Origin of the sequence: Streptomyces sp. NPDC060031, assembly GCF_042736805.1 — a bacterium.
In the GTDB taxonomy this organism is placed as follows: Bacteria; Actinomycetota; Actinomycetes; order Streptomycetales; family Streptomycetaceae; genus Streptomyces.
On sequence record NZ_JBHWVM010000014.1, the window covers coordinates 63,493 to 84,313 of the forward strand.

18 protein-coding genes and 2 tRNA genes are annotated in these 20,821 nt (G+C 72.6%); 16 read left to right on the forward strand and 4 right to left on the reverse strand.

Features of this window, described 5'->3' with window-relative positions; genetic code table 11:
* Positions 1-2: 2 nt before the first annotated feature.
* The 4 genes from ACFWB8_RS09025 (at position 3) to ACFWB8_RS09040 (ending at position 4,017) form a co-directional block, all read left to right on the forward strand.
* Positions 3-392 (forward strand): MaoC family dehydratase, encoded by a 390-nt coding sequence (locus ACFWB8_RS09025; RefSeq protein WP_385223823.1) that lies wholly within the window; start codon positions 3-5, stop codon positions 390-392.
* The gene (locus tag ACFWB8_RS09030; RefSeq protein WP_385223824.1) at positions 389-1,555 is read left to right on the forward strand and encodes a lipid-transfer protein; all 1,167 of its coding nucleotides are present in this window, start codon (positions 389-391) and stop codon (positions 1,553-1,555) included. The genes ACFWB8_RS09025 and ACFWB8_RS09030 overlap by 4 nt, the downstream gene beginning before the upstream one ends.
* Positions 1,556-1,689: 134 nt before the next feature.
* Positions 1,690-2,223, forward strand: coding sequence for a SigE family RNA polymerase sigma factor (locus ACFWB8_RS09035; protein WP_365924378.1), 534 nt, complete (start codon positions 1,690-1,692; stop codon positions 2,221-2,223).
* 144 nt (positions 2,224-2,367) lie between these two features.
* A complete protein-coding gene (locus ACFWB8_RS09040; protein ID WP_385223825.1) occupies positions 2,368-4,017 on the forward strand; it encodes a long-chain fatty acid--CoA ligase in 1,650 nt (549 codons plus the stop codon).
* A 46-nt stretch (positions 4,018-4,063) separates the two neighbouring features.
* Here ACFWB8_RS09040 and ACFWB8_RS09045 read toward each other — a convergent pair whose 3' ends face one another.
* The 3 genes from ACFWB8_RS09045 to ACFWB8_RS09055 form a co-directional block, all read right to left on the reverse strand.
* Entirely contained in the window at positions 4,064-4,639 is a 576-nt protein-coding gene (locus tag ACFWB8_RS09045) for an antibiotic biosynthesis monooxygenase (RefSeq protein ID WP_385223826.1), read from the reverse strand.
* A gap of 13 nt (positions 4,640-4,652) precedes the next feature.
* Positions 4,653-8,027, reverse strand: coding sequence for a PAS domain-containing protein (locus ACFWB8_RS09050; RefSeq protein WP_385223827.1), 3,375 nt, complete (start codon positions 8,025-8,027; stop codon positions 4,653-4,655).
* A gap of 119 nt (positions 8,028-8,146) precedes the next feature.
* Complete coding sequence (locus ACFWB8_RS09055) at positions 8,147-8,572, reverse strand: SSI family serine proteinase inhibitor (protein WP_385223828.1); 426 nt, start codon at positions 8,570-8,572, stop codon at positions 8,147-8,149.
* Positions 8,573-8,757: 185 nt separating this feature from the next.
* Here ACFWB8_RS09055 and ACFWB8_RS09060 point away from each other — a divergent pair.
* The 12 genes from ACFWB8_RS09060 to ACFWB8_RS09115 all read left to right on the forward strand — a co-directional run bounded on the left by ACFWB8_RS09060 (position 8,758) and on the right by ACFWB8_RS09115 (position 19,144).
* Positions 8,758-8,848 (forward strand) — tRNA-Ser (locus tag ACFWB8_RS09060).
* A gap of 232 nt (positions 8,849-9,080) precedes the next feature.
* Positions 9,081-9,153 (forward strand) — tRNA-Arg (locus ACFWB8_RS09065).
* Between the two features lie 175 nt (positions 9,154-9,328).
* Positions 9,329-9,694 (forward strand): PH domain-containing protein, encoded by a 366-nt coding sequence (locus ACFWB8_RS09070; protein WP_385223829.1) that lies wholly within the window; start codon positions 9,329-9,331, stop codon positions 9,692-9,694.
* Between the two features lie 122 nt (positions 9,695-9,816).
* Complete coding sequence (locus ACFWB8_RS09075) at positions 9,817-10,251, forward strand: Lrp/AsnC family transcriptional regulator (protein ID WP_385223830.1); 435 nt, start codon at positions 9,817-9,819, stop codon at positions 10,249-10,251.
* Positions 10,248-11,126, forward strand: coding sequence for a DUF2797 domain-containing protein (locus ACFWB8_RS09080; protein ID WP_385223831.1), 879 nt, complete (start codon positions 10,248-10,250; stop codon positions 11,124-11,126). Before ACFWB8_RS09075 ends, ACFWB8_RS09080 begins: the two co-directional genes overlap by 4 nt.
* 105 nt (positions 11,127-11,231) lie before the next feature.
* Positions 11,232-11,573 (forward strand): antibiotic biosynthesis monooxygenase family protein, encoded by a 342-nt coding sequence (locus ACFWB8_RS09085; protein WP_385223832.1) that lies wholly within the window; start codon positions 11,232-11,234, stop codon positions 11,571-11,573.
* Positions 11,554-12,435: an amidohydrolase family protein gene (locus tag ACFWB8_RS09090; protein ID WP_385223833.1), complete on the forward strand. Its 882-nt coding sequence runs from the start codon at positions 11,554-11,556 to the stop codon at positions 12,433-12,435. The genes ACFWB8_RS09085 and ACFWB8_RS09090 overlap by 20 nt, the downstream gene beginning before the upstream one ends.
* Before the next feature lie 107 nt (positions 12,436-12,542).
* Positions 12,543-13,313: a response regulator transcription factor gene (locus ACFWB8_RS09095; protein ID WP_385223834.1), complete on the forward strand. Its 771-nt coding sequence runs from the start codon at positions 12,543-12,545 to the stop codon at positions 13,311-13,313.
* A gap of 62 nt (positions 13,314-13,375) precedes the next feature.
* Positions 13,376-14,944, forward strand: coding sequence for a sensor histidine kinase (locus tag ACFWB8_RS09100; RefSeq protein WP_385223868.1), 1,569 nt, complete (start codon positions 13,376-13,378; stop codon positions 14,942-14,944).
* A gap of 25 nt (positions 14,945-14,969) precedes the next feature.
* On the forward strand, positions 14,970-16,238 hold the full coding sequence (locus ACFWB8_RS09105) for a glycosyltransferase (RefSeq protein ID WP_385223835.1): 1,269 nt from the start codon (positions 14,970-14,972) through the stop codon (positions 16,236-16,238).
* Positions 16,235-18,412: an ArnT family glycosyltransferase gene (locus ACFWB8_RS09110; RefSeq protein WP_385223836.1), complete on the forward strand. Its 2,178-nt coding sequence runs from the start codon at positions 16,235-16,237 to the stop codon at positions 18,410-18,412. Before ACFWB8_RS09105 ends, ACFWB8_RS09110 begins: the two co-directional genes overlap by 4 nt.
* A gap of 111 nt (positions 18,413-18,523) precedes the next feature.
* Positions 18,524-19,144 carry a TetR/AcrR family transcriptional regulator gene (locus ACFWB8_RS09115; RefSeq protein WP_385223837.1) on the forward strand — a complete coding sequence of 207 codons (621 nt, stop codon included), beginning with the start codon at positions 18,524-18,526 and terminating at the stop codon, positions 19,142-19,144.
* On the opposite strand, the gene ACFWB8_RS09120 is transcribed toward ACFWB8_RS09115, so the two are convergent.
* On the reverse strand, positions 19,135-20,811 hold the full coding sequence (locus tag ACFWB8_RS09120; protein ID WP_385223838.1) for an MDR family MFS transporter: 1,677 nt from the start codon (positions 20,809-20,811) through the stop codon (positions 19,135-19,137). The genes ACFWB8_RS09115 and ACFWB8_RS09120 overlap by 10 nt on opposite strands.
* Between the last annotated feature and the right edge of the window lie 10 nt (positions 20,812-20,821).

The window sequence follows — 20,821 nt, forward strand, 5'->3', positions numbered from 1 at the left end:
CGATGAGAGTCGGCGACACGCTGCCGCCACTGGAGGTCCCGATCACCCGCACCCTGATCGTCGCGGGCGCGATCGCCTCCCGCGACTACCAGGACGTGCACCACGACGCGGAACTCGCGCGGGAGAAGGGCTCCCCGGACATCTTCATGAACATCCTGACCACCAACGGCCTGGTCGGCCGGTACATCACCGACCGGCTCGGCCCGTACGCCGTCCTGCGCAAGGTCGCCATCCGCCTGGGCGCCCCCAACCATCCGGGCGACACCATGACCCTCACCGGCACGGTCACCGCCCGCGAAGGGGACACCGCCGAGATACGCGTCGTCGGCGCCAACGGCCGCGGCCCCCACGTCACCGGCACCGTGACCGTCACCCTGGGAGCCGAGGCATGAGCGTCCGCATCCGGGACGACCTGGGCGGCCGCGCCGCCATCGCCGGCATCGGCGCGACGGAATTCTCCAAGGACTCCGGCCGCAGCGAGCTCACGCTCGCGGTGGAGGCCGTGCACGCGGCCCTCGACGACGCCGGGCTCACGCCGGACGACGTGGACGGCCTGGTCACCTTCACCATGGACACCAGCCCAGAGATCACCGTGGCCCAGGCCGCCGGCATCGGGGACCTCTCCTTCTTCTCGCGCATCCACTACGGAGGCGGCGCGGCCTGCGCCACCGTCCAGCAGGCCGCCCTCGCCGTCGCCAGCGGGGTCGCGGAGGTCGTTGTCTGCTACCGCGCCTTCAACGAGCGCTCGGGCCGCCGTTTCGGATCCGGTGTCCAGCAGCGCGAGCCCTCGGCGGAAGGCGCGGCGCTCGGCTGGTCGCTGCCGTGGGGGCTGCTCACCCCGGCTTCCTGGGTCGCGATGACCGCTCAGCGCTACCTGCACACCTACAACCTGACCCCGGAGGCCTTCGGCCACGTCGCGGTCACCGACCGGCGGCACGCCGCGAACAACCCCGCCGCCTACTTCCACGGCAAGCCGATCACCCTCGCCGACCACGCCGCCTCGCGCTGGATCGTGGAGCCGCTGCGGCTGCTGGACTGCTGCCAGGAGACCGACGGCGGCCAGGCCATCGTCGTCACCACCACCGAGCGGGCCCGGGACCTGCGACAGGCCCCCGCCGTGATCACCGCGGCCGCCCAGGGCGCCGGCCGCCGCCAGGAGGGCATGACCTCCTTCTACCGCGACGACCTCACCGGCCTGCCGGAGATGGACGTGGTCGCCCGCCAGCTGTGGCGGACCAGCGGCCTGCGGCCCTCGGACATCGACGTCGGCATCCTCTACGACCACTTCACCCCCTTCGTCCTGATGCAGCTGGAGGAGTTCGGCTTCTGCAAGCCGGGTGAGGCCGCCGATTTCGTGGCCGCGGGCGCGCTGCCGCTCAACACGCACGGCGGCCAGCTCGGGGAGGCGTACCTGCACGGCATGAACGGCATCGCCGAGGCCGTCCGCCAACTGCGCGGCAGCTCCGTCAACCAGGTCGCGGGCGCAGAGCACGCACTTGTCACGGCCGGTACGGGGGTGCCGACCTCCGGCCTGATCCTGGGCGCGGACGCCTGACCCGGAGGATCTCGAACCCCCGCCTCCTCCACCTTCAGGAGGTGGGGTTTGCCCTACTCCTACAACCTGAGACGGACATGGCTTCGGCACTTGCGGCCGATCCCAGGACGGGCGGCCGCTCCTAGCGTGGAGGGATGACCACGCCTGTGTGCACGCTCGCCTCGAACCCGACGCCGTACCCGTCGTTCTCGGCGTACGTACGGACCCGCGGCACGGTCCTGATGCGCACCGCGCGCTCCCTCACCGCCAACCCGTGCGATGCCGAGGACCTCCTCCAGACGGCCCTCGCCAAGACCTACGTCGCCTGGGACCGCATCGAGGACCACCGTGCCCTGGACGGCTACGTCCGGCGGGCCCTGGTCAACACCCGCACCTCCCAGTGGCGCAAGCGCAAGGTCGACGAGTTCGCCTGCGACGAGCTCCCGGAGAGCGAGGCGCCGCCGTCCGCCGACCCCGCGGAGTCGCAGGCCCTGCGCGACGCCATGTGGCGCGCGGTGACCCGGCTGCCCGACCGGCAGCGCGCGATGGTCGTCCTGCGCTACTACGAGGACCTGAGCGAGGCCCAGACCGCGGAACTGCTCGGGGTCTCGATCGGCACGGTCAAGAGCGCCGTGTCCCGCGCGATGGTCAAGCTCCGCGAGGACCCGGAACTCACCCTCGTCCGCTGAACCTTCCGCCCGTCAGGCGATGTTTCACGTGAAACATGCACGGCTGTTTTGTACCCCCGGGTAGTGACATGCCGACCGGTACGTGCGCAGAATCGGCAGCATCCGTAGCCGCCGCAGCGCCGCAGCGCTCACCGGGAGGACGCTTTGCTGAGCACCATGCAGGACGTACCGCTTCTCGTCACCCGAATCCTCCAGCACGGGATGACGATCCACGGGAAGTCCCAGGTCACGACCTGGACCGGGGAGGCCGAGCCGCACCGCCGCAGCTTCGCCGAGATCGGTACCCGCGCCACCCGACTCGCGAACGCCCTGCGCGACGACCTCGGGGTCCAGCGGGGCGACCGCGTCGCGACCCTGATGTGGAACAACGCCGAGCACGTCGAGGCGTACTTCGCGATCCCCTCCATGGGCGCCGTTCTGCACACCCTCAACCTGCGGCTGCCCGCCGAGCAGCTCGTCTTCATCGTCAACCACGCCGTCGACCGGGTCGTGCTGGTCAACGGCACCCTGCTGCCCCTGCTCGCGCCGCTGCTGCCGCACCTGCCGACCATCGAGCACGTCGTGGTCGCGGGCATCGGCGACCGCTCCGCGCTCGACGGCCTCGACGTGCGCGTGCACGAGTACGAGGACCTCCTCACAGGCCGCCCCGACACCTACGACTGGCCCGAGCTGGACGAGCGCGAGGCCGCGGCCATGTGTTACACCTCCGGCACGACCGGGGATCCCAAGGGCGTCATCTACTCCCACCGCTCGATCTACTTGCACTCCATGCAGGTCAACATGGCCGAGTCGATGGGGCTGAACGACCGCGACACCACCCTCGTGGTCGTCCCGCAGTTCCACGTCAACGCCTGGGGCCTGCCGCACGCCACCTTCATGACCGGCATCAACATGCTGATGCCGGACCGCTTCCTGCAGCCCGGCCCGCTCGCCGAGATGATCGAGCGCGAGAAGCCCTCCCACGCCGCGGCCGTCCCCACCATCTGGCAGGGGCTGCTGGCCGAGGTCAGCGCCAACCCGCGCGACCTCACCTCGATGAAGCAGGTCACCATCGGCGGCTCGGCCTGCCCGCCCTCCCTGATGGAGGCCTACGACAAGCTCGGCGTCCGCCTCTGCCACGCCTGGGGCATGACCGAGACCTCCCCGCTCGGCACCATGGCGCACCCGCCCGCCGGGCTGAGCGCCGAGGAGGAGTGGCCGTACCGCATCACCCAGGGCCGCTTCCCCGCGGGCGTCGAGGCCCGCCTGGTCGGCCCCGGCGGCGACTCCCTGCCCTGGGACGGCGAGTCGGCGGGCGAGCTGGAGGTACGCGGCAACTGGATCGCGGGCGCCTACTACGGCGGCGCGGCCGGGGAGCCGCTGCGCCCCGAGGACAAGTTCAGCGCCGACGGCTGGCTCAAGACCGGCGACGTCGGCGTCATAAGCGCCGACGGCTACCTCACCCTCACCGACCGGGCCAAGGACGTCATCAAGTCCGGCGGCGAGTGGATCTCCAGCGTGGAGCTGGAGAACGCGCTCATGGCCCACCCGGAGGTCGCCGAGGCGGCGGTCGTCGCCGTCCCCGACGAGAAGTGGGGCGAGCGCCCGCTGGCCACCGTCGTCCTCAAGCAGGGCGCGACCGTGGACTACGCGGGGCTGCGCGCCTTCCTCGCCCGGTCCATCGCCAAGTGGCAGCTGCCGGAGCGCTGGACGATCATCGAGGCCGTGCCGAAGACGAGCGTCGGCAAGTTCGACAAGAAGGTGATCCGCAAGCAGTACGCGGACGGGGCGCTGGACGTCACCCACCTGGACTGACCGGCGGCTCAGGCGCGGCAGGCGGCGTTCAGCCCTTCGGCGCCGTTCAGCCCTTCGTGAGCCATGGCCGCAGCAGCTTGCTGACGGCGGGCATGGCCACGTAGGTCATCAGGGTGCTGAAGACGACGGCGAAGGCGGCCGTCCGCACCACGAAATGAAGATCCACCAGGTACGGCCCGAGTACCGCGTTGCCCGCCAGCGAGATCGGGAAGATGGCCAGCCCCGAGCTGATCGCCATCTTCCACCGCGGCGGCGCGGGCCGGGTCGTACCCGGCTTGGCGAACCAGGTCTCCATGCCGTGCAGTTCGCGCCGGGCTATCTCGCTGTGGTGGTGGCCCTGGCAGTTGGCGAAGAACGCGGCCCGCTCGGCGGAGTCCTGCCACCGCTGGAACGCCGCCTGGTTGCGGAAGCGGTGCACCAGGAACCACGGCGCGCCCTTCGCGGCGGGCCGGAACAGCCCGTAGCCCAGGTGGTCCGGGAACGTCGCGGCGGTCTCCAGGATCCCGCGCGCCCAGGTCTCGAAGGCGTCCTCGTAGCCCGGCTCCACCTGCCGGGCGATCAGGAGGCTGACCTCGCCGTTGTCGGCGGGAACGGTCTGCTCGGTCGTGTCGATGATGGCCATCGGGCCAGGATTACTAGTTGGTGCCGATCTTGGCCAGCAGGTCCACGATGCGGCCCTGCACCTCTTCGGTGGTGGCCCTCTCGGCGAGGAAGAGCACGCTCTCGCCCGAGGCCAGCCGCGGCAGTTCGGCGGGGTCGATGCCGGTGGCCGTGTAGACGACCAGCGGAGTGCGGTTCAGCTGCCCGTTGGCACGCAGCCAGTCGACGATCCCCGCCCGGCGGCGGCGCACCTGCATCAGGTCCATCACCACCAGGTTGGGCCGCATCCGCGTCGCCAGCTCCACGGCATCGGTGTCGGCGCCGGCCCGGGCGACCTGGAGGCCGCGCCGCTCAAGGGCGGCCGTCAGCGCGGTGGCGATCTCGTCGTGCTCCTCGATCAGCAGCACCCGCGAGGGGTGTTGCTCGCTGTCGCGCGGCGCGAGCGCCTTGAGCAGGACGGCCGGATCGGCTCCGTACGCGGCTTCGCGCGTGGCGTGCCCCAGCCCGGCCGTGACCAGGACGGGGACCTCCGCGGCCACCGCGGCCTGACGCAGGGACTGCAGCGCGGTCCGGGTGATCGGCCCGGTCAGCGGGTCCACGAACAGGGCGGCGGGGAACGCGGCGATCTGCGCGTCCACCTCCTCGCGGGAGTGCACGATCACCGGACGGTAGCCGCGGTCGCTGAGCGCCTGCTGGGTCTGCACGTCGGGCGCGGGCCACACCAGGAGCCGGCGCGGGTTGTCCAGCGGCTCCGGAGGCAGCTCGTCGTCCACCGGACGCGGCGCGGGCCGGTTGACGACCTCCACGGCGCCACCGGGGCCGTCCAGCGGCTCGGGACCCTCGTCGGAGCCCGCCTCGGGGGCTCCTATGGCGAAGGCACGGCCCTGGGGCACGGGTTCCGAGAGCCGGCGCCGACGGCCGGAGCCGTTGGCGTCGACCGAGATGCCCTGGCCCAGGGTGCCGAGGGCGTGCACGCTGATCGGCTGTGCGCCCTCCGCCGGGGTGTTCTGCGGCTGCCGGGCCCCGGGGACGGCGACCTTCCCGGAGGCGGCGTCCTCCTCGGGGGCGGTACGGGCCGCCGGAACCGGCCAGGCCGGGGTCGGGGGCAGCGCACGCCGCCGCCCGGTCGGGTGTACGGGCTCCTCCTCGCCCTCGGCCGGCTGCCCGGCGGGGGCGTCGGGCTCGGCAGCGGGCGAGCCCAGTACCCGCCGCGCACGCCGCCCGCCCGGGGCTTCGGCGTCGACTTCGGCGTCGGCCTCGGCGGCCGTCTGCTGCGGGCCCGCGGGAGCCGGCGTCGGCCCCGCGGGCAGCGCGAAGCCGCCCTCGGGGGCGATCGGCCGCTGCGCGGGCGTCGGGGGCGTGGCGGGGGCGGGCGCCGGGCCGAGCCCGGCCGCCGGCACCGGACCGCCGGGCTGCGCGGGCCCCGAGGCACCCAGGGCCCGCCGCCGTGCGGCGGGATGCTCGGTCACCGGCACGGAGGGCACCGGGGGTACGGGAGGCAACGCGGGCATGGCGGTGCCCTGCGGCGGCACGGGCTGCCCGGGACCGCCTTGGCCGCCGGGACCGCCCGGGCCGCCGGGACCGCCCGGGCCGTTCGGGTCGCCTTCACCGTTCGGGCCGCCCTCGCCGGGGCCGCGCCCGCTGCCGTCACCGTCGCGTCCGCGCCGGCGGCCGGTACCCAGGCCCGCCGGGTTCACCGGGGACTGCGCCAGCTCCGCGGGCCCGGTCGGCTCGGAACCGCCCGGCCCGCCCTCACCGGCCCGGCGCCGTCCGGAGGGGAGCGCCAGCGCGCCCCCGCCGTCGGCCGGCCGGCCCGCTGCCTTGGCCTCCTCGGCCTCGTCGTCCAGGAACGCGTCGACCCCGCGCCGGGCCCGCCTGCCGCCGGAGATCTGGGCGCCCGCCTCGGCCGCGGGCTCCTTCGCGGGCTCCGGCTCCGGCTCGGGCACGGTCACCGTCCCGGCCCCGGCACCGAGGGGCAGCTCCAGCACGTACGCCCCGCCGGGCGCGCCCGGCACCTCCACCGTCTGCAGCACCCCGCCGTGCGCCGCCACGATGCCCCGCACGATCGGCTCGTGGACGGGGTTCCCGCCCTCGTACGGCCCGCGCACCTCGATCCGTACGACCTCACCGCGCTGCGCGGCGGCGACCACGATCGTCGAGTCGCCGTAGCCGCTGCCCTGGGCGGTCTTGCCGGTGGCGTCCACCCCGGCCACATCGGCGACCAGGTGCGCGAGGGCGGTGGCGATCCGATCCGCGTCGATCTCCGCCTCGATGGTCGGCGCGTGCACGGCGAACTGCGCACGGCCGGGCCCGATCAGGTCCACCGCGCCGTCGACACCGGCCGCGACGACACCGTCGATCAGGACCTTCTTCTTGGCCAGCTTCTCGCTGCCCGCGTCCAGGCGCTGGAAACCGAGCACGTTGTCCACCAGCGTGGTCATCCGGGAGTAGCCGGCGGCCAGATGGTGCAGCAGCTGGTTGGCCTCCGGCCACAGCTGTCCCGCGTCGTCGGCGGCCAGCGTGGCCAGCTCCCCGCGCAGCTCCTCCAGCGGTCCGCGCAGGGACTCGCCGAGGACGGCCAGCAACTGCGCGTGCCGCGCGGCCAGGGCGTCGTACCGCCGCCGGTCGGTGAAGGTCATGACGGCGCCGACGAGCTGCTCCCCCTCCCGTACGGGCGAGGTGGTCAGGTCCACGGCGACCGGCTGGCCGGCCTTGTTCCACAGCACCTGCCCGCGGACCCGGTGCTTGCGGCCGCTGCGCAGGGTGTCGGCGAGCGGGGACTCCTCGTAGGGGAACGGCGAACCATCGGCCTTCGAGTGCTGGATCAGCCCGTGCAGCTCGCGGTTGCCGAGGTCGGTCGCGCGGTAGCCGAGGATCTGGGCGGCGGCCGGATTGACCAGCACCACCCGGCCGTCGGTGTCCGTGCCGACGACACCCTCGGCGGCGGCCCGCAGGATCATCTCGGTCTGGCGCTGGGAGCGGGCCAGCTCGGCCTCGGTGTCCAGGGTCTGCGAGAGGTCCCGTACGACGAGCATCAGCAGCTCGTCGCCGGTGTATCCCGGCTGCGGCTCGCGGTAGGCGTCACGGCCGTCGAGATGGGCGGCCGTGACCTCCACGGGGAACTCGCTGCCGTCGGTCCGGCGGGCGACCATCCGCTTGGGCCGGGCCCGGCCGCCCTCGTCCTCGCCGGGGCGGCGCATGGAACCGGGGATCAGCTTGGAGTCGAACTCGGGCAGCAGGTCGAGCACGCCGCGGCCGACGAGCCCCGTGCCGGGGCTCTCCATGGCCTCGAGGGCGATCGAATTCGCGTTGACGACAGTGCCGTTGGCATTGACGAGCAACAGCGCGTCCGGAAGAGCGTCGAGTATTGCTGCGAGGCGAGCAGCGCCTCGGGATGGCCTGCTGCTCACGACGAGCTTCCTCCCTGACCACAACTACCGGCATGTCACGGGAGGAGTCTAAGGGCACTGCCCCGCGGCGGGGTGGCGGATGTCCGGCGTAAAACGCACATCCCACGCATCCTCCCAGGTCAGGAACGCCCACGCGGAAGCACAGGTTCCAGGTCGTTCCAGCGCTTGATCTCGCATCCGTTGTGACGGCGGAACGTGGAGTCCACCTTGTGGCCTTGCCACGTTCCGGTGACGCGGGCGGTGGCGGGGCCGCCGTCCTGCATGGAACACATCTGCGGTGTGGAGGCGGGGGCGAAGGGGTCCTTGCCCTCCTTCGCGAACTCGTCGAGGCGCGCGCACGCTTCCTCGCGCTGGGGGTGGTTCCCGCCGACCGGGTCGCACTGCAGTTGGTGCTCGCCGTCGGCCAGGGGGTTGCCGGTTTCGGAAACGAAGATGGTGAGCCGGTCCGGGGGCGCCAACAGCTGCCCCAGTGGGGGGAGCGGCAGCGGCCCCGCCGCCGCGGCGGCCAGGGCGGAGGTGACGGCGAAAGCGGCGAGACGCAGCATGGGGCACTCCAGGTCGTCCGTACGTCGTACGCCTCACCAACGACGGGGCCGCACCGACGTTGCGTACGGAGTGGGGTTAAGCCTTTGCTCTGTGGGCCGCCGTCCTTGTACCGTGGGAGCGGATTGGTGACCGGCCCCAGGGCTGTGTCATCATCTGCACGCACCTTCGTACGCGAGGGTGTGCTGGAGGCGTCGCCTAGTCCGGTCTATGGCGCCGCACTGCTAATGCGGTTTGGGGCTTACCCCCCATCGAGGGTTCAAATCCCTCCGCCTCCGCACTTCACGAAGCCCCGGTCCTTGCGGACCGGGGCTTCGGTGCTTTCCGGGGCGGTGCAATCGCGGGCTCAACCTCGGGCGCGCGCCTTGGGCGCGAGCCCAACTGGATGATCTTCTTCCGGGCCGTTTCCGCAGGTCAGGCTGGGTCCGGCTAATGGATTTCGCGTCCCGGCGAGGTCCATGTATTGTTGTTCTCGCAAGGCCAACGGGGCGAAAAACCCCGGCCAGCCAAGCACTCGTAGCTTAACGGATAGAGCATCTGACTACGGATCAGAAGGTTGCAGGTTCGAATCCTGCCGAGTGCACAGCCCAAGAGGCCCCCCGGTTCACCGGGGGGCCTCTTGCGTTGTCCTCCTCAGGAGTGAGTCCTGGCTCCGGGGAGCTACGGGGTCGGATCGCTCTGCCGGGGGACGCCGGAGCGCTGGGGGTCCGCCTAACGTTGCGGGTAGATCGTTTCGGACCTGTACGACGGGGGCTCTCATGGGACTGTTCGGAAATGCGCACACGGTGGATCCGGTGTCGGCGCAGCGCGAGTACGCGCGGCTGCTGGGGCACGGGGAGCAGGTGCACGCCGCGTATCTGCTGATCCGCGACACGATCCTGTTCACCGACCGGCGGCTGGTGCTCGTCGACAAGCAGGGGCTCACCGGCAAGAAGGTCGAGTACCACTCGATCCCGTACCGCAGCATCACGCACTTCTCGGTGGAGACCGCCGGCCACTTCGACCTCGACGCCGAGCTGAAGATATGGGTGTCGGGCACCGCCGCGCCGATAGAGAAGACCTTCACCAAGGGGGTCAACATCTACGAGGTGCAGGCGATCCTGACGCAGTTCGTCGCTCGGTAGCCAGGTCGTCCATCATTCGCGCCTCCCCGGGCGCATTTCCGAATTTTGTTCGGTGTGATGGTGGGATTGCAGGATCAGGTACCGTCTACGCAAACAGGGCAGGCGTGTGGGAGGAAGATCGCGTGGACGACATCGACCGGGCGCTCGTGCTGCTCCTTCAGCAGGACGCGAGCCAGTCGTACGCCGCCCTCGGCACCGCCGTGGGGCTCTCCGCGGGGGCCACCCACGAGCGGGTGCGCAAACTGCGCGAGCGCGGGGTCATCCGGCGCACCACGGTCGAGGTGGACCCGGCCGCCGTCGGCAGCGGGGTGCTGGCCTACGTGATGGTGGACTCCAACGCCTGGATGGGTGACTCCCGGGCCGCCTTCGAGGCGATCTCCGAGATCCAGGAGGCGCACGTCATCGCCGGGAACGCCTCCCTCCTGGTCAAGGTCCGCACGGCCGGCACCGAGCAGCTCCAGGACGTGCTGCGCCGCCTGTACGCGATCGACGGCGTCAGCGGCACCCACGCCACGGTCGTCCTGGAGACCTTCTTCGAGCGACCGCTGCCGCTGTGACCTGGTGGTGCACCGGGCTCCGGTGGACCGACGGCCGCCCCGCCATCGGCTGGTACGGGCAGGGCCGCGGCGAGCGCGAGAGTCTGCTCGGGTACGGGCAGCGCCTGGCCTTCGCCGCGCGCGGGGAGCGGCGGTGTCTGGGCGTGCGGCGGGCCGGGAAACGGACCGTGTGCCCGACGGGCGCCACCGTCCCGGCCCGGGCCGGCAATGCCCAGTGCCCCGAATGCGCGCGCCTGGACCGGTCGTTCTCGGTGGCGGCCGACACCAACGCCGCGGATCCGCGCACCTACCGGGTGTACCTGGCGTGGTTCGGGCCCGGCATGGTCAAGGTCGGCATCACCGCCGAGGAGCGCGGATCCGCCCGGCTGCTGGAGCAGGGTGCGGTGAGCTGGACCTGGCTGGGGCGCGGGCCGCTGATGGCGACCCGGCGTACGGAGGAGTTGCTGCGGGCCGCGCTCGGGGTGCCGGACCGGATCGCCTACGCCCGCAAGCGAGCCGTACGAGGGCACTTGCCGGCGGCGGCAGAGCGGGCCGGGGAGGTCGCCGAACTGCATGCGCGGGCGGCCGCGCTGCCCGGGTGGCCGGAGTCGCTGGAGCGGCTGGCCTGCGAAGCCGTCGACCACGCCGGGCCGTTCGGGCTGGCCGGGATTCCCGCACCCGTCCGGGTGGTCACCGAACTCGCCGCGGGCGGCTCGGTGGCGGGGCTGCTGGCGGGCGCCGCCGGGCCGGATCTGCACTTCGCCGACGGGCTCGTGCTGGACACCCGGCTGCTGGGCGGCTGGGAGCTGGCCGCCGCCGGGGGCGCGGCCACGGACGTGCCGTGTGCGGCCATCGCGCCGACGGCGCCCGAGGTCGGCCAGGACGGGCTGTTCTGACCCCTGCTTCCCGACGGTCTTCCCAGGTCAAAACTTGGATCCCTTTGGCCTCGCGGGCCGCTTTGCGGTGGACATGCCCTGGTCGCGCCGCCGAGGGTGGTGGGCATGAACATTCAGCCCGTACCGGCGTTCGAACCGCCGTACCTGATGGCCGTTTTCAGCAATGTCCGCACTCCCGACGAGAGCGGCTATCCCGAGACCCACCTGCGGATGGACGAGGTCGTCCGCGAGAACCCCGGCTTCCTCGGATACGAGTCCGCGCGCACCCCCGGCGGGCTCGGCATCACCGTCGCCTACTTCCGGGACCAGGAGTCCCTCACGGCGTGGCGCGAGGACCTCGAGCACCAGGCGGCCATGAAGCACGGCCGGGCTCACTGGTACGAGAGCTACACCCTGCACGTCGCGACCGTCGAGCGGAGCCACGGCTTTGTCCGCGACGACGGCTGACGTGGTCCGGGCCTTCCGGGAGCGGCTCGGGCTGCCCGGACTGGTCGACGTACACACCCACTTCATGCCCGAGCGGGTCCTGGACAAGGTGTGGGACTACTTCGACGGTTTCGGCCCGCTGACCGGCGTCGAGTGGCCCATCACCTACCGGCACGAGGAGGAGCAGCGGGTCGCGCTGCTGCGGGAGTTCGGGGTCCGCGCCTTCACCGCCATGCTCTACCCGCACAAGCCCGTGATGGCCGCCTGGCTCAATTCCTGGGCCACGGAATTCGCCGCCCGGACCCCCGACTGCCTGCACACCGCGACCTTCTTCCCGGAGGAGGGCGTGACGGCGTACGTCCGGCAGGCCGTCGAGGCGGGGGCCCGCGTCTTCAAGGCGCACGTCCAGGTCGGCGGGTACGACCCGAACGACGACCGCCTCGACCCGGTGTGGGGGCTGCTCGCCGAGGCCGGGATCCCGATCGTGATCCACTGCGGCTCCGGGCCCGTCCCGGGCAAGCACACCGGACCCGAGCCGATCGCCCGGCTGCTGGCCCGCCACCCGGGGCTGGCGCTGATCGTCGCGCACATGGGCATGCCCGAGTACGCCGACTTCCTCGACCTCGCCGACCGGTACCCAGGGGTCCGCCTGGACACCACCATGGCCTTCACCGACTTCTCGGAGCGGCTCGGCGGTTTCCCGCCGGGCGACCTCGGCCGGCTCGCGGACCTCGGCGACCGGATCCTGCTCGGCACCGACTTCCCGAACATCCCCTACCCGTACGAGCACCAACTCGTCGCCCTCGAACGGCTCGGTCTCGGCGACGCCTGGCTGCGCGCGGTCTGCCACGACAACGCCGCCCGCCTCTTCCGCTTGTCCTGATCAGGAGCCCGCCTGGCCAGGAGCCCGTCCGGACAGGGGCCGGGTTTCTCAGGAAATTCACAGGAAGCGACAAGAGCGCTCTCAGAGGCGGCGGTCAGCTTGGTCGCATGACTGCGACGACCACCTCCCATGCGTCCACGTCCACCAGCAACCCCACGGCACTCGTGCGGCCCGACGGGGGCCCGTGCCGGGTGCTCGTCGTGGACGACGAGGCCGCGCTCTCCGAACTGCTCTCCATGGCCCTGCGCTACGAGGGCTGCGAGGTCCGCACCGCCGGTGACGGTGCGGGCGCGGTGCGGGCGGCCCGGGAGTTCCGGCCGGACGTCGTGGTCCTCGACATCATGCTCCCGGACATGGACGGACTGGCCGTCCTCGGGCAGCTGCGCCGGGAGATCCCGCAGGTCCCGGTGCTGTTCCTGACCGCCAAGGACTCGGTCGAAGACCGGATCGCCGGCCTGACGGCGGGCGGCGACGACTACGTCACCAAGCCGTTCAGCCTGGAGGAGGTCGTGGCCCGGCTGCGCGGCCTGGTCCGGCGTTCGGGCGCGGCGCAGGCCGCGCGCGGCGGCTCGGTGCTGGAGGTCGGAGACCTGCGGCTCGACGAGGACAGCCACGAGGTGACCCGGGGCGGTCAGGAGATCCACCTGACCGCCACCGAGTTCGAGCTGCTGCGCTACCTGATGCGCAACCCGCGCCGGGTGCTGAGCAAGGCGCAGATCCTGGACCGGGTGTGGTCGTACGACTTCGGCGGCCAGGCCAATGTGGTCGAGCTGTACATCTCGTACCTGCGGCGCAAGCTGGAGAGCGGCCCCGGACGCCCGCCGATGATCCACACCCGGCGGGGCGCCGGCTACCTGATCAAGCCGTCCGAACAGTGATCGCGCGGCTCCCGCGGCGGCGCCCGTCATCCCGGCCCCCCAAGGCCCGTCCCGGGCTGCGGCTGCGCCGCAACTGGTCGCTGCGGACCCGGCTCGTCGTCTCGGCGGTCACCCTGATCGCCGTGGTGGGCGCGGCCATCGGCGCCGTCACCACCCTCGCCCTCCGCTCCTACCTCGTCGACCAGCTCGACGATCAGCTGCGTTCGTCCGTGGAGATGGCCACCCGGGGCCCAGGGGCCGGGAAGGCCGCCCGCGACGCCAGCGTCGGCTTCGTGGTGGCCCCCGGGACCCCGCTGGGCACCGTCGGGGTGCGGCTCGGCCCCGACGGCAAGGTGATCGGGGCGGCGCGCAGCGCCTCCGTCGAAGATCCCTCGCTCGACCACCGCCAGCCCCTCACGGAAGCCCAGAGGGCAGCTCTCACCAAGATCGCGCGGGAGTTCGCCCGCGGCGCGTCCGGCCCCGGCGCGTCCGGACCTGCCGCAGCCGACCCCGGCACGGTCGCGCCGTGGCCGTCGGACCCGGTCGAGGTGGACCTGCCCGGCCTCGGCGGCTACCGGGTGGTCACCGCCTCCGACGGCAGCCTCGTCGTCGGCTTTCCCCTCAGCGGGGTCGACTCCATCGTCCACCGCCTGGTCGCGGTCGAGGTCTGCGTCACCCTCGCCGGACTGATCGCCGCCTCCCTCGCCGGACAGGCCCTGGTCGGGGTCGCCCTGCGCCCGCTGCGCCGGGTCGCCTCCACCGCCACCCGGGTGTCCGAACTGCCCCTGCACAGCGGCGAGCCCGCCCTCCACGAGCGGGTCCCGGACGCCGAGGCCGACCCCCGTACCGAAGTCGGACAGGTCGGCGCCGCCATCAACCGGATGCTGGGCCACGTCTCCTCCGCCCTCACGGCCCGGCAGCAGAGCGAGATGCGGGTCCGGCAGTTCGTCGCCGACGCCAGCCACGAGCTGCGCACGCCCCTGGCCTCCATCCGTGGCTACGCCGAACTGACCCGCCGGGGACGGGAGGAGCCCGGCCCCGACACCCGGCACGCACTGGGCCGGATCGAGTCCGAGGCCACCCGGATGACCGGCCTGGTGGAAGACCTGCTGCTGCTGGCCCGACTCGACGCCGGACGGCCACTGTCCACGGCCGGCACCGACCTCGCCCCGCTCGTCGTGGACGCCGTCAGCGATGCCCGCGCCGCCGGGCCCGCTCACCACTGGCGCCTGGAACTGCCCGACGAGCCCGCGCCCGTACGCGCCGACCCGGCCCGGATCCAGCAGGTGCTGGTCAACCTGCTCGCCAACGCCCGCACCCACACCCCGCCCGGCACCACCGTCACGGCGCGTGTTTCACGTGAAACATCCGCCATCCGGCTCCGGATCGAGGACGACGGGCCGGGTATCCCGCCCGATCTGCTGCCCCACGTCTTCGAGCGCTTCGCCCGCGGCGACGCCTCCCGCTCCCGGTCGGCGGGCTCCACCGGCCTCGGTCTGGCCATCGTGCAGGCCGTGGTCTCGGCGCACGGCGGGCGGGTCGACGTACGCAGCGAGCCCGGCCGGACACGATTCGAGGTCATGCTGCCGATCGCACCCGAGGGCGGCTCCGCGGACTCACAGACGGGCCACAGGCGCACCACACAGCGGTGACAGCCCGCCCGGCGAGGGTCGGAGCATGACAACCGACACCTCTTCCGGCGCCCTTCCGGCGCGGGCGCACCTCGCGCCCGCGCCCGGCGAACCGGTCCTCGATGTGGTGATCCCGGTCTTCAACGAGGAGAAGGACCTCGGCCCGTGCGTGCGTCGGCTGCACGACCACCTCACCCACACCTTCCCGTACCCCTTCCGCATCACCATCGCCGACAACGCGAGCACCGACCGCACCCCCGAGGTCGCCGCCGGGCTCGCCGCCGCCGTCGTCGGGGTACGCAGCACCCGGCTGGAGGAGAAGGGCCGCGGGCGCGCCCTGCGCACCGTGTGGGCCCGCTCGGACGCGCCGGTTCTCGCGTACATGGACGTGGACCTGTCCACTGACCTCAACGCCCTGCTGCCGCTGGTCGCCCCGCTGATCTCCGGCCACTCAGACCTCGCCATCGGCACCCGGCTCGCCCGCTCCTCCCGTGTGGTCCGCGGAGCGAAGCGGGAGTTCATCTCCCGCGCCTACAACCTGCTGCTGCGCTCCTCCCTCTCCGCCCGGTTCAGCGACGCGCAGTGCGGGTTCAAGGCCATCCGGCGCGACGTGGCCGAGCGGTTGCTGCCGCTCGTGGAGGACTCCGGCTGGTTCTTCGACACCGAGCTGCTGGTGCTCGCCGAGCGCGCCGGGCTGCGGATCCACGAGGTGCCGGTCGACTGGGTGGACGACCCCGACTCCACCGTCCACATCGCGCGTACCGCCGCCGAGGACCTCAAGGGGGTCTGGCGGGTGGGCCGGGCACTGGCCGTCGGGGCGCTCCCGCTCGACCGGCTCGCCCGCCCCTTCGGCGACGACCCGCGCGACCGCACCGCGCTGCCCGGGGTGCCGCGGGGGCTGGCCCGCCAGCTCCTCGGCTTCTGCGCCGTCGGAGTGCTCTCCACCCTGCTCTACCTGCTGCTGTACACCGTCTTCCGCGGGGCGGCCGGGTCACAGCTCGCCAACGCTGCCGCCCTGCTGCTCTCCGCGGTGGCCAACACGGCTGCCAACCGCCGGCTCACCTTCGGCGTGCGGGGCCGGGACCGGGCCGTGCGCCACCAGGCCCAAGGGCTCGTGGTGTTCGCCATCGGGCTGGTGCTGACGAGCGGTTCGCTCGCCGCGCTGGGGGCCGCCTCCGACCGGCCGGCCCACGGCACCGAACTGGCCGTCCTGATCACCGCCAACCTCGCCGCCACCGTGCTGCGCTTCCTGCTCTTCCGCGCCTGGGTCTTCCCCGAGCGGCGCGGCACCTACGTGAAGGACGACATCCGATGACCACGGCAGCACTGCCGCTCTTCCCGCCCGCACCGCCGGTCGCGGCGCAGGCCGCCCCCGCGCGTCCGCGTTGGGAACGCCCGGCGCTCGCCGGGCTCCTGTTCGCCACTGCCGTCCTGCTGCTGTGGGACCTGGGCGCCTCCGGCTACGCCAACTCCTTCTACTCCGCCGCCGTCCAGGCCGGCAGTGAGAGCTGGAAGGCCTTCTTCTTCGGCTCCTCCGACGCCGGGAACTCCATCACGGTCGACAAGCCCCCGGCCGCCCTGTGGCCGATGATGCTGTCGGTCCGGCTGTTCGGGCTCGGCGCCTGGCAGATCCTCGTCCCGCAGGCCCTGATGGGCGTCGGCACCACCGCGGTGCTCTACGCGGCCGTCCGCCGCCAGTTCGGACCGGCGGCCGGGCTGATCAGTGGCGCCGCCTTCGCGCTCACACCCGTGGCCGCGCTGATGTTCCGCTTCAACAACCCCGACGCGCTGCTGACCCTGCTGATGACCGTCACCGTGTACTGCGTGCTGCGGGCCCTCGACGGCGCGCACACCCGGTGGCTCGTCTGGGCCGGTGTCGCGGTCGGCTTCGCCTTCCTGACCAAGACCCTCCAGGCCTTCGTCATCCTGCCGCCGCTCGCCCTCCTGTACGCCGTCTGCGCGCCGACCCGGCTGCGCAGGCGGCTCGGACAGCTACTGCTCTCCGGGCTCGCCATGGTGGTCGCCGGTGGATGGTGGGTGGCCATCGTGGAACTCTGGCCCGCGGACTCGCGCCCGTACATCGGCGGTTCGCAGACCAACTCCTTCCTGGAACTGACCCTCGGCTACAACGGGCTCGGCCGGATCAACGGCAACGAGACCGGCAGCGTCGGCGGCGGAAGCCGCGGTGGCGGCGGTGGCGGTGGCGGTGGCGGCGGCGGCGGTTGGGGAGAGACCGGCATCGATCGGTTGTTCTCGGCCAATATCGGCGGCCAGATCTCCTGGCTGATGCCGGCGGCACTGGTCCTGCTCGTCGCCGGGCTGGTCGTCACGTGGCGGGCCCGGCGGGCCACCGACTCCCTGGAGAGCATGGCCCGCGCGGCCTTCCTGGCCTGGGGCGGCTCGCTGCTGATCACCTGGCTCGTCTTCAGCTACATGCAGGGCATCTTCCACGAGTACTACACCGTGGCCCTGGCGCCCTTCGTGGCCGCGCTCGTCGGCATGGGCATCGCCGTCCTGTGGGAGGAGCGCGGCGGCCGGACCGCCGCGCTCACGCTGTCCGGCACCCTCGTCCTGACGGCCGTCTGGTCCTACGTCCTGCTCGGCCGCGCCACGGGCTATCTCCCGTGGCTGCGCTGGGCGGTCCTGGTGGCCGGAGTGCTCGGCGCGGCCGCGCTGCCGTTCGCGGTCCGGGCCGGGCGCCGGATGGTGCCGATCGTGGCCGGGCTGGGGCTGGCGGCCGCGCTGGCGGGCCCGTTCGCGTACTGCCTGACCACCGTGAGCACCGGGCACGCCGGATCCATCGTGACCGCCGGACCGGCGGTGGCGGGTGGCCGGGGCGGCCCGGGCGGGGCGGGGATGCGCTTCTTCCTCCGCGGCGAACAGCCCCAGGGAGTCCCGGGTGGTACCGGCGGTCCCGGCGGTGCCCGGCAGAACGGCCCCGGCGGGGGCATGACCCCGCCGCAGGGTGCGCCCCGGGGCGGCACCGGCGGGCCGAACGGCCAAGGCGGCCAGGGCGCAGGCGGTTCCGAGCGGGTCGGCGGTCCGGGGGGCGGCGGTCCCGGCGGCCTGCTGGGCGGTACGAAGGCGAGCGCCGAGGCCACGGCCGCACTGCGCGCCGACGCGGACAAGTACACCTGGGCGGCGGCCGCCGTCGGCTCGCAGAACGCGGCGAGCTACCAGCTCGCGTCGGGCGCGCCCGTGATGCCGATCGGCGGCTTCAACGGCAGCGACCCCTCCCCGACCCTGGCGCAGTTCCAGGCGTACGTGAAGGCGGGGAAGATCCACTGGTTCCTCGGCCAGAGCGGCGCGGAGGGCGCGGGCCAGGGCGGCGGCCAGGGCGGAGAGCCTGCGGGGATGATCCGCGTCGGCGGCCCCGGCGGGGGCACCAGCAGCGCGATCGAGACCTGGGTCAAGGCCACCTACAAGGCGACCACGATCGGCGGAGCCACCTTCTACGACCTGACGGCTCCGGTGGCCGGAACGTCCTGATCCGGCTCTGATCCGGCTCTGATCCGGCCACAATCCAAGGGGCACCCCCTAGCATCAAGAGGGCGGACCGGGCATTCCGGGCTGATCCACCTGGCGTGAGGAGGGTGCCTCATGGTGACCGTGGCCGATTCCGGCAAGACCCGGACCAGCGTGTGGCTGACCGCCAGGCCCGCCGCACCGGCCAGACGCCGGAGCGAGGCCCCGTCCGGGCTCGACCGGGAGCGGATCACCGCCGCCACCGTGCGGCTGCTCGACGCCGAGGGGCTGGCCCGCTTCTCGATGCGGCGCCTCGCCGCCGGGCTCGGGGTGACCGCGATGTCCCTGTACTGGTACGTGGACACCAAGCACGACCTGCTGGAACTCGCCCTGGACCGGGCCCTGGGCGAGCTCACCCTGACGGCCGGGGCACCCGAGAGGGGCTGGCCCGGCCGGCTGCGGGCGCTGGCCCGTGGCTACCGCGGACTGGTGGCGAAGCACCCGTGGGTGGCTCCGCTCACCGCCGCGTACCCGAACATCGGCCCGCACGCGCGGGCCTTCGACGCCGCCCTGCAGCGGCTGCTGGACGCCACCGGCCTGGCGGACGCCGCCCGGACCGGCGCCCACTTGGCCGTCTCGCAGTTCCTGCACGGCTGCGGGGGCACGGTCCGGCGGGCGCCCGAAGGGGACTTCGGCCTCGCGCTCGACGTCCTGATCGCGGGCATCGAGGCGAAGGCCGCCCGCGGTCAGGCCTGAGCAGCCGCGGGCGACTCGGCCGAAGCCGACTGCGAGGCCGAACCCGAACCCGAACCCGAACCCGAGGCCGAACCCGAGGCCGTCGGCGCGTGGGCCGCCGGGTTCGACTTCAGCGCGACCTCCTTGATGAACACCACCAGCACCAGCGCGAGCAGCGCGGTCGGAGCGGCGTACAGGAAGACGTCGCCGACACCGTGCCCGTACGCGGACTCGATGACCGTGCGGAACGGCGCGGGCAGCTTGTCGAGGTCGGGGATCCCGCCCCCGGCGGTGCCGCCGTGCCCCATCGCCGCCGCCTTCGGGCCGAGCGCGGCCAGCCCGTCCTGGACGTAGTGCGTGACCCGGTTGGCCATGACCGCACCGAGCGCCGAGACGCCCACCGCGCCGCCGAGCGAGCGGAAGAAGGTGACGACCGAGCTGGCCGCGCCCAGGTCCTCGGGGGCCACCTGGTTCTGGGTGGCGAGGACGAGGTTCTGCATCATCATGCCGAGACCGAGGCCGGTCAGCACCATGTAGATCGCGATGTGCCAGTACGGGGTGTCGTAGCGCAGGGTGCCCAGGAGCCCCAGGCCGGCGGTCAGGAGCACTCCGCCGGAGACGAGCCAGGCCTTCCACTTGCCGGTCTTGGTGATCACCTGACCGGAAACGGTGGAGGAGACGAAGAGGCCGCCGATCATCGGAATCGTGAGGATTCCGGACATCGTCGGGGACTCGCCCCGGGCCAACTGGAAGAACTGGCTGAAAAACACCGTGCCCGAGAACATCGCGATGCCGACGAACAGCGAGGCCGCCGAGGCGAGGCTGATGGTCTTGTTGCGGAACAGCCGCAGCGGGATGATCGGGTCGCTCGCGCGGGACTCGACGTAGACGAAGAGCAGTCCGAGCGCGACGGCGCCGCCGGTCATCGCCAGCGAGGTCCAGGAGATCCAGTCGTACGAGTCGCCGGCCTGTGTGACCCAGATCAGCAGCAGCGACACGGCGCCGCTGATCAGGAAGGCGCCCAGCCAGTCGACCTTGACGTCACGCCGCACCACTGGGAGGTGCAGGGTCCGCTGGAGCACGATCAGCGCGATGATCGCGAAGGGCACGCCGACGTAGAAGCACCAGCGCCAGCCGAGCCACTCGGTGTCGGTGATGACGCCGCCGAGCAGCGGGCCGCCGACGGTGGCGACGGCGAAGACCGCGCCGAGGTAGCCGCTGTACCGGCCGCGCTCGCGCGGGGAGATCATCGCGGCCATCACGATCTGGGCGAGGGCGGACAGGCCGCCGACGCCGATGCCCTGGACCACGCGGCAGGCGATGAGCATGCCGGTGTTCTGGGACATGCCCGCGACCACCGAGCCGAGGACGTAGATCACCAGGGATATCTGGACCAGCAGCTTCTTGCTGAAGAGGTCGGACAGCTTGCCCCACAGCGGGGTCGCCGCCGTCATCGAGAGGAGGGCCGCCGTGACCACCCAGGTGTACGAGGACTGGGTGCCGCCGAGGTCGCCGATGATCTGGGGCAGGGCGTTGGAGACGATCGTGGACGACAGGATCGCCACGAACATGCCGAGCATCAGCCCGGACAGTGCCTTCATGATCTGGGCGTGGGTCATGGCAGTGCCGTCGGACGTGGTCTCCGGCCGGGCGCCTCCCCGCACACCGGTCGGTGTGTTCGTAGCCATGTGTTTCCTT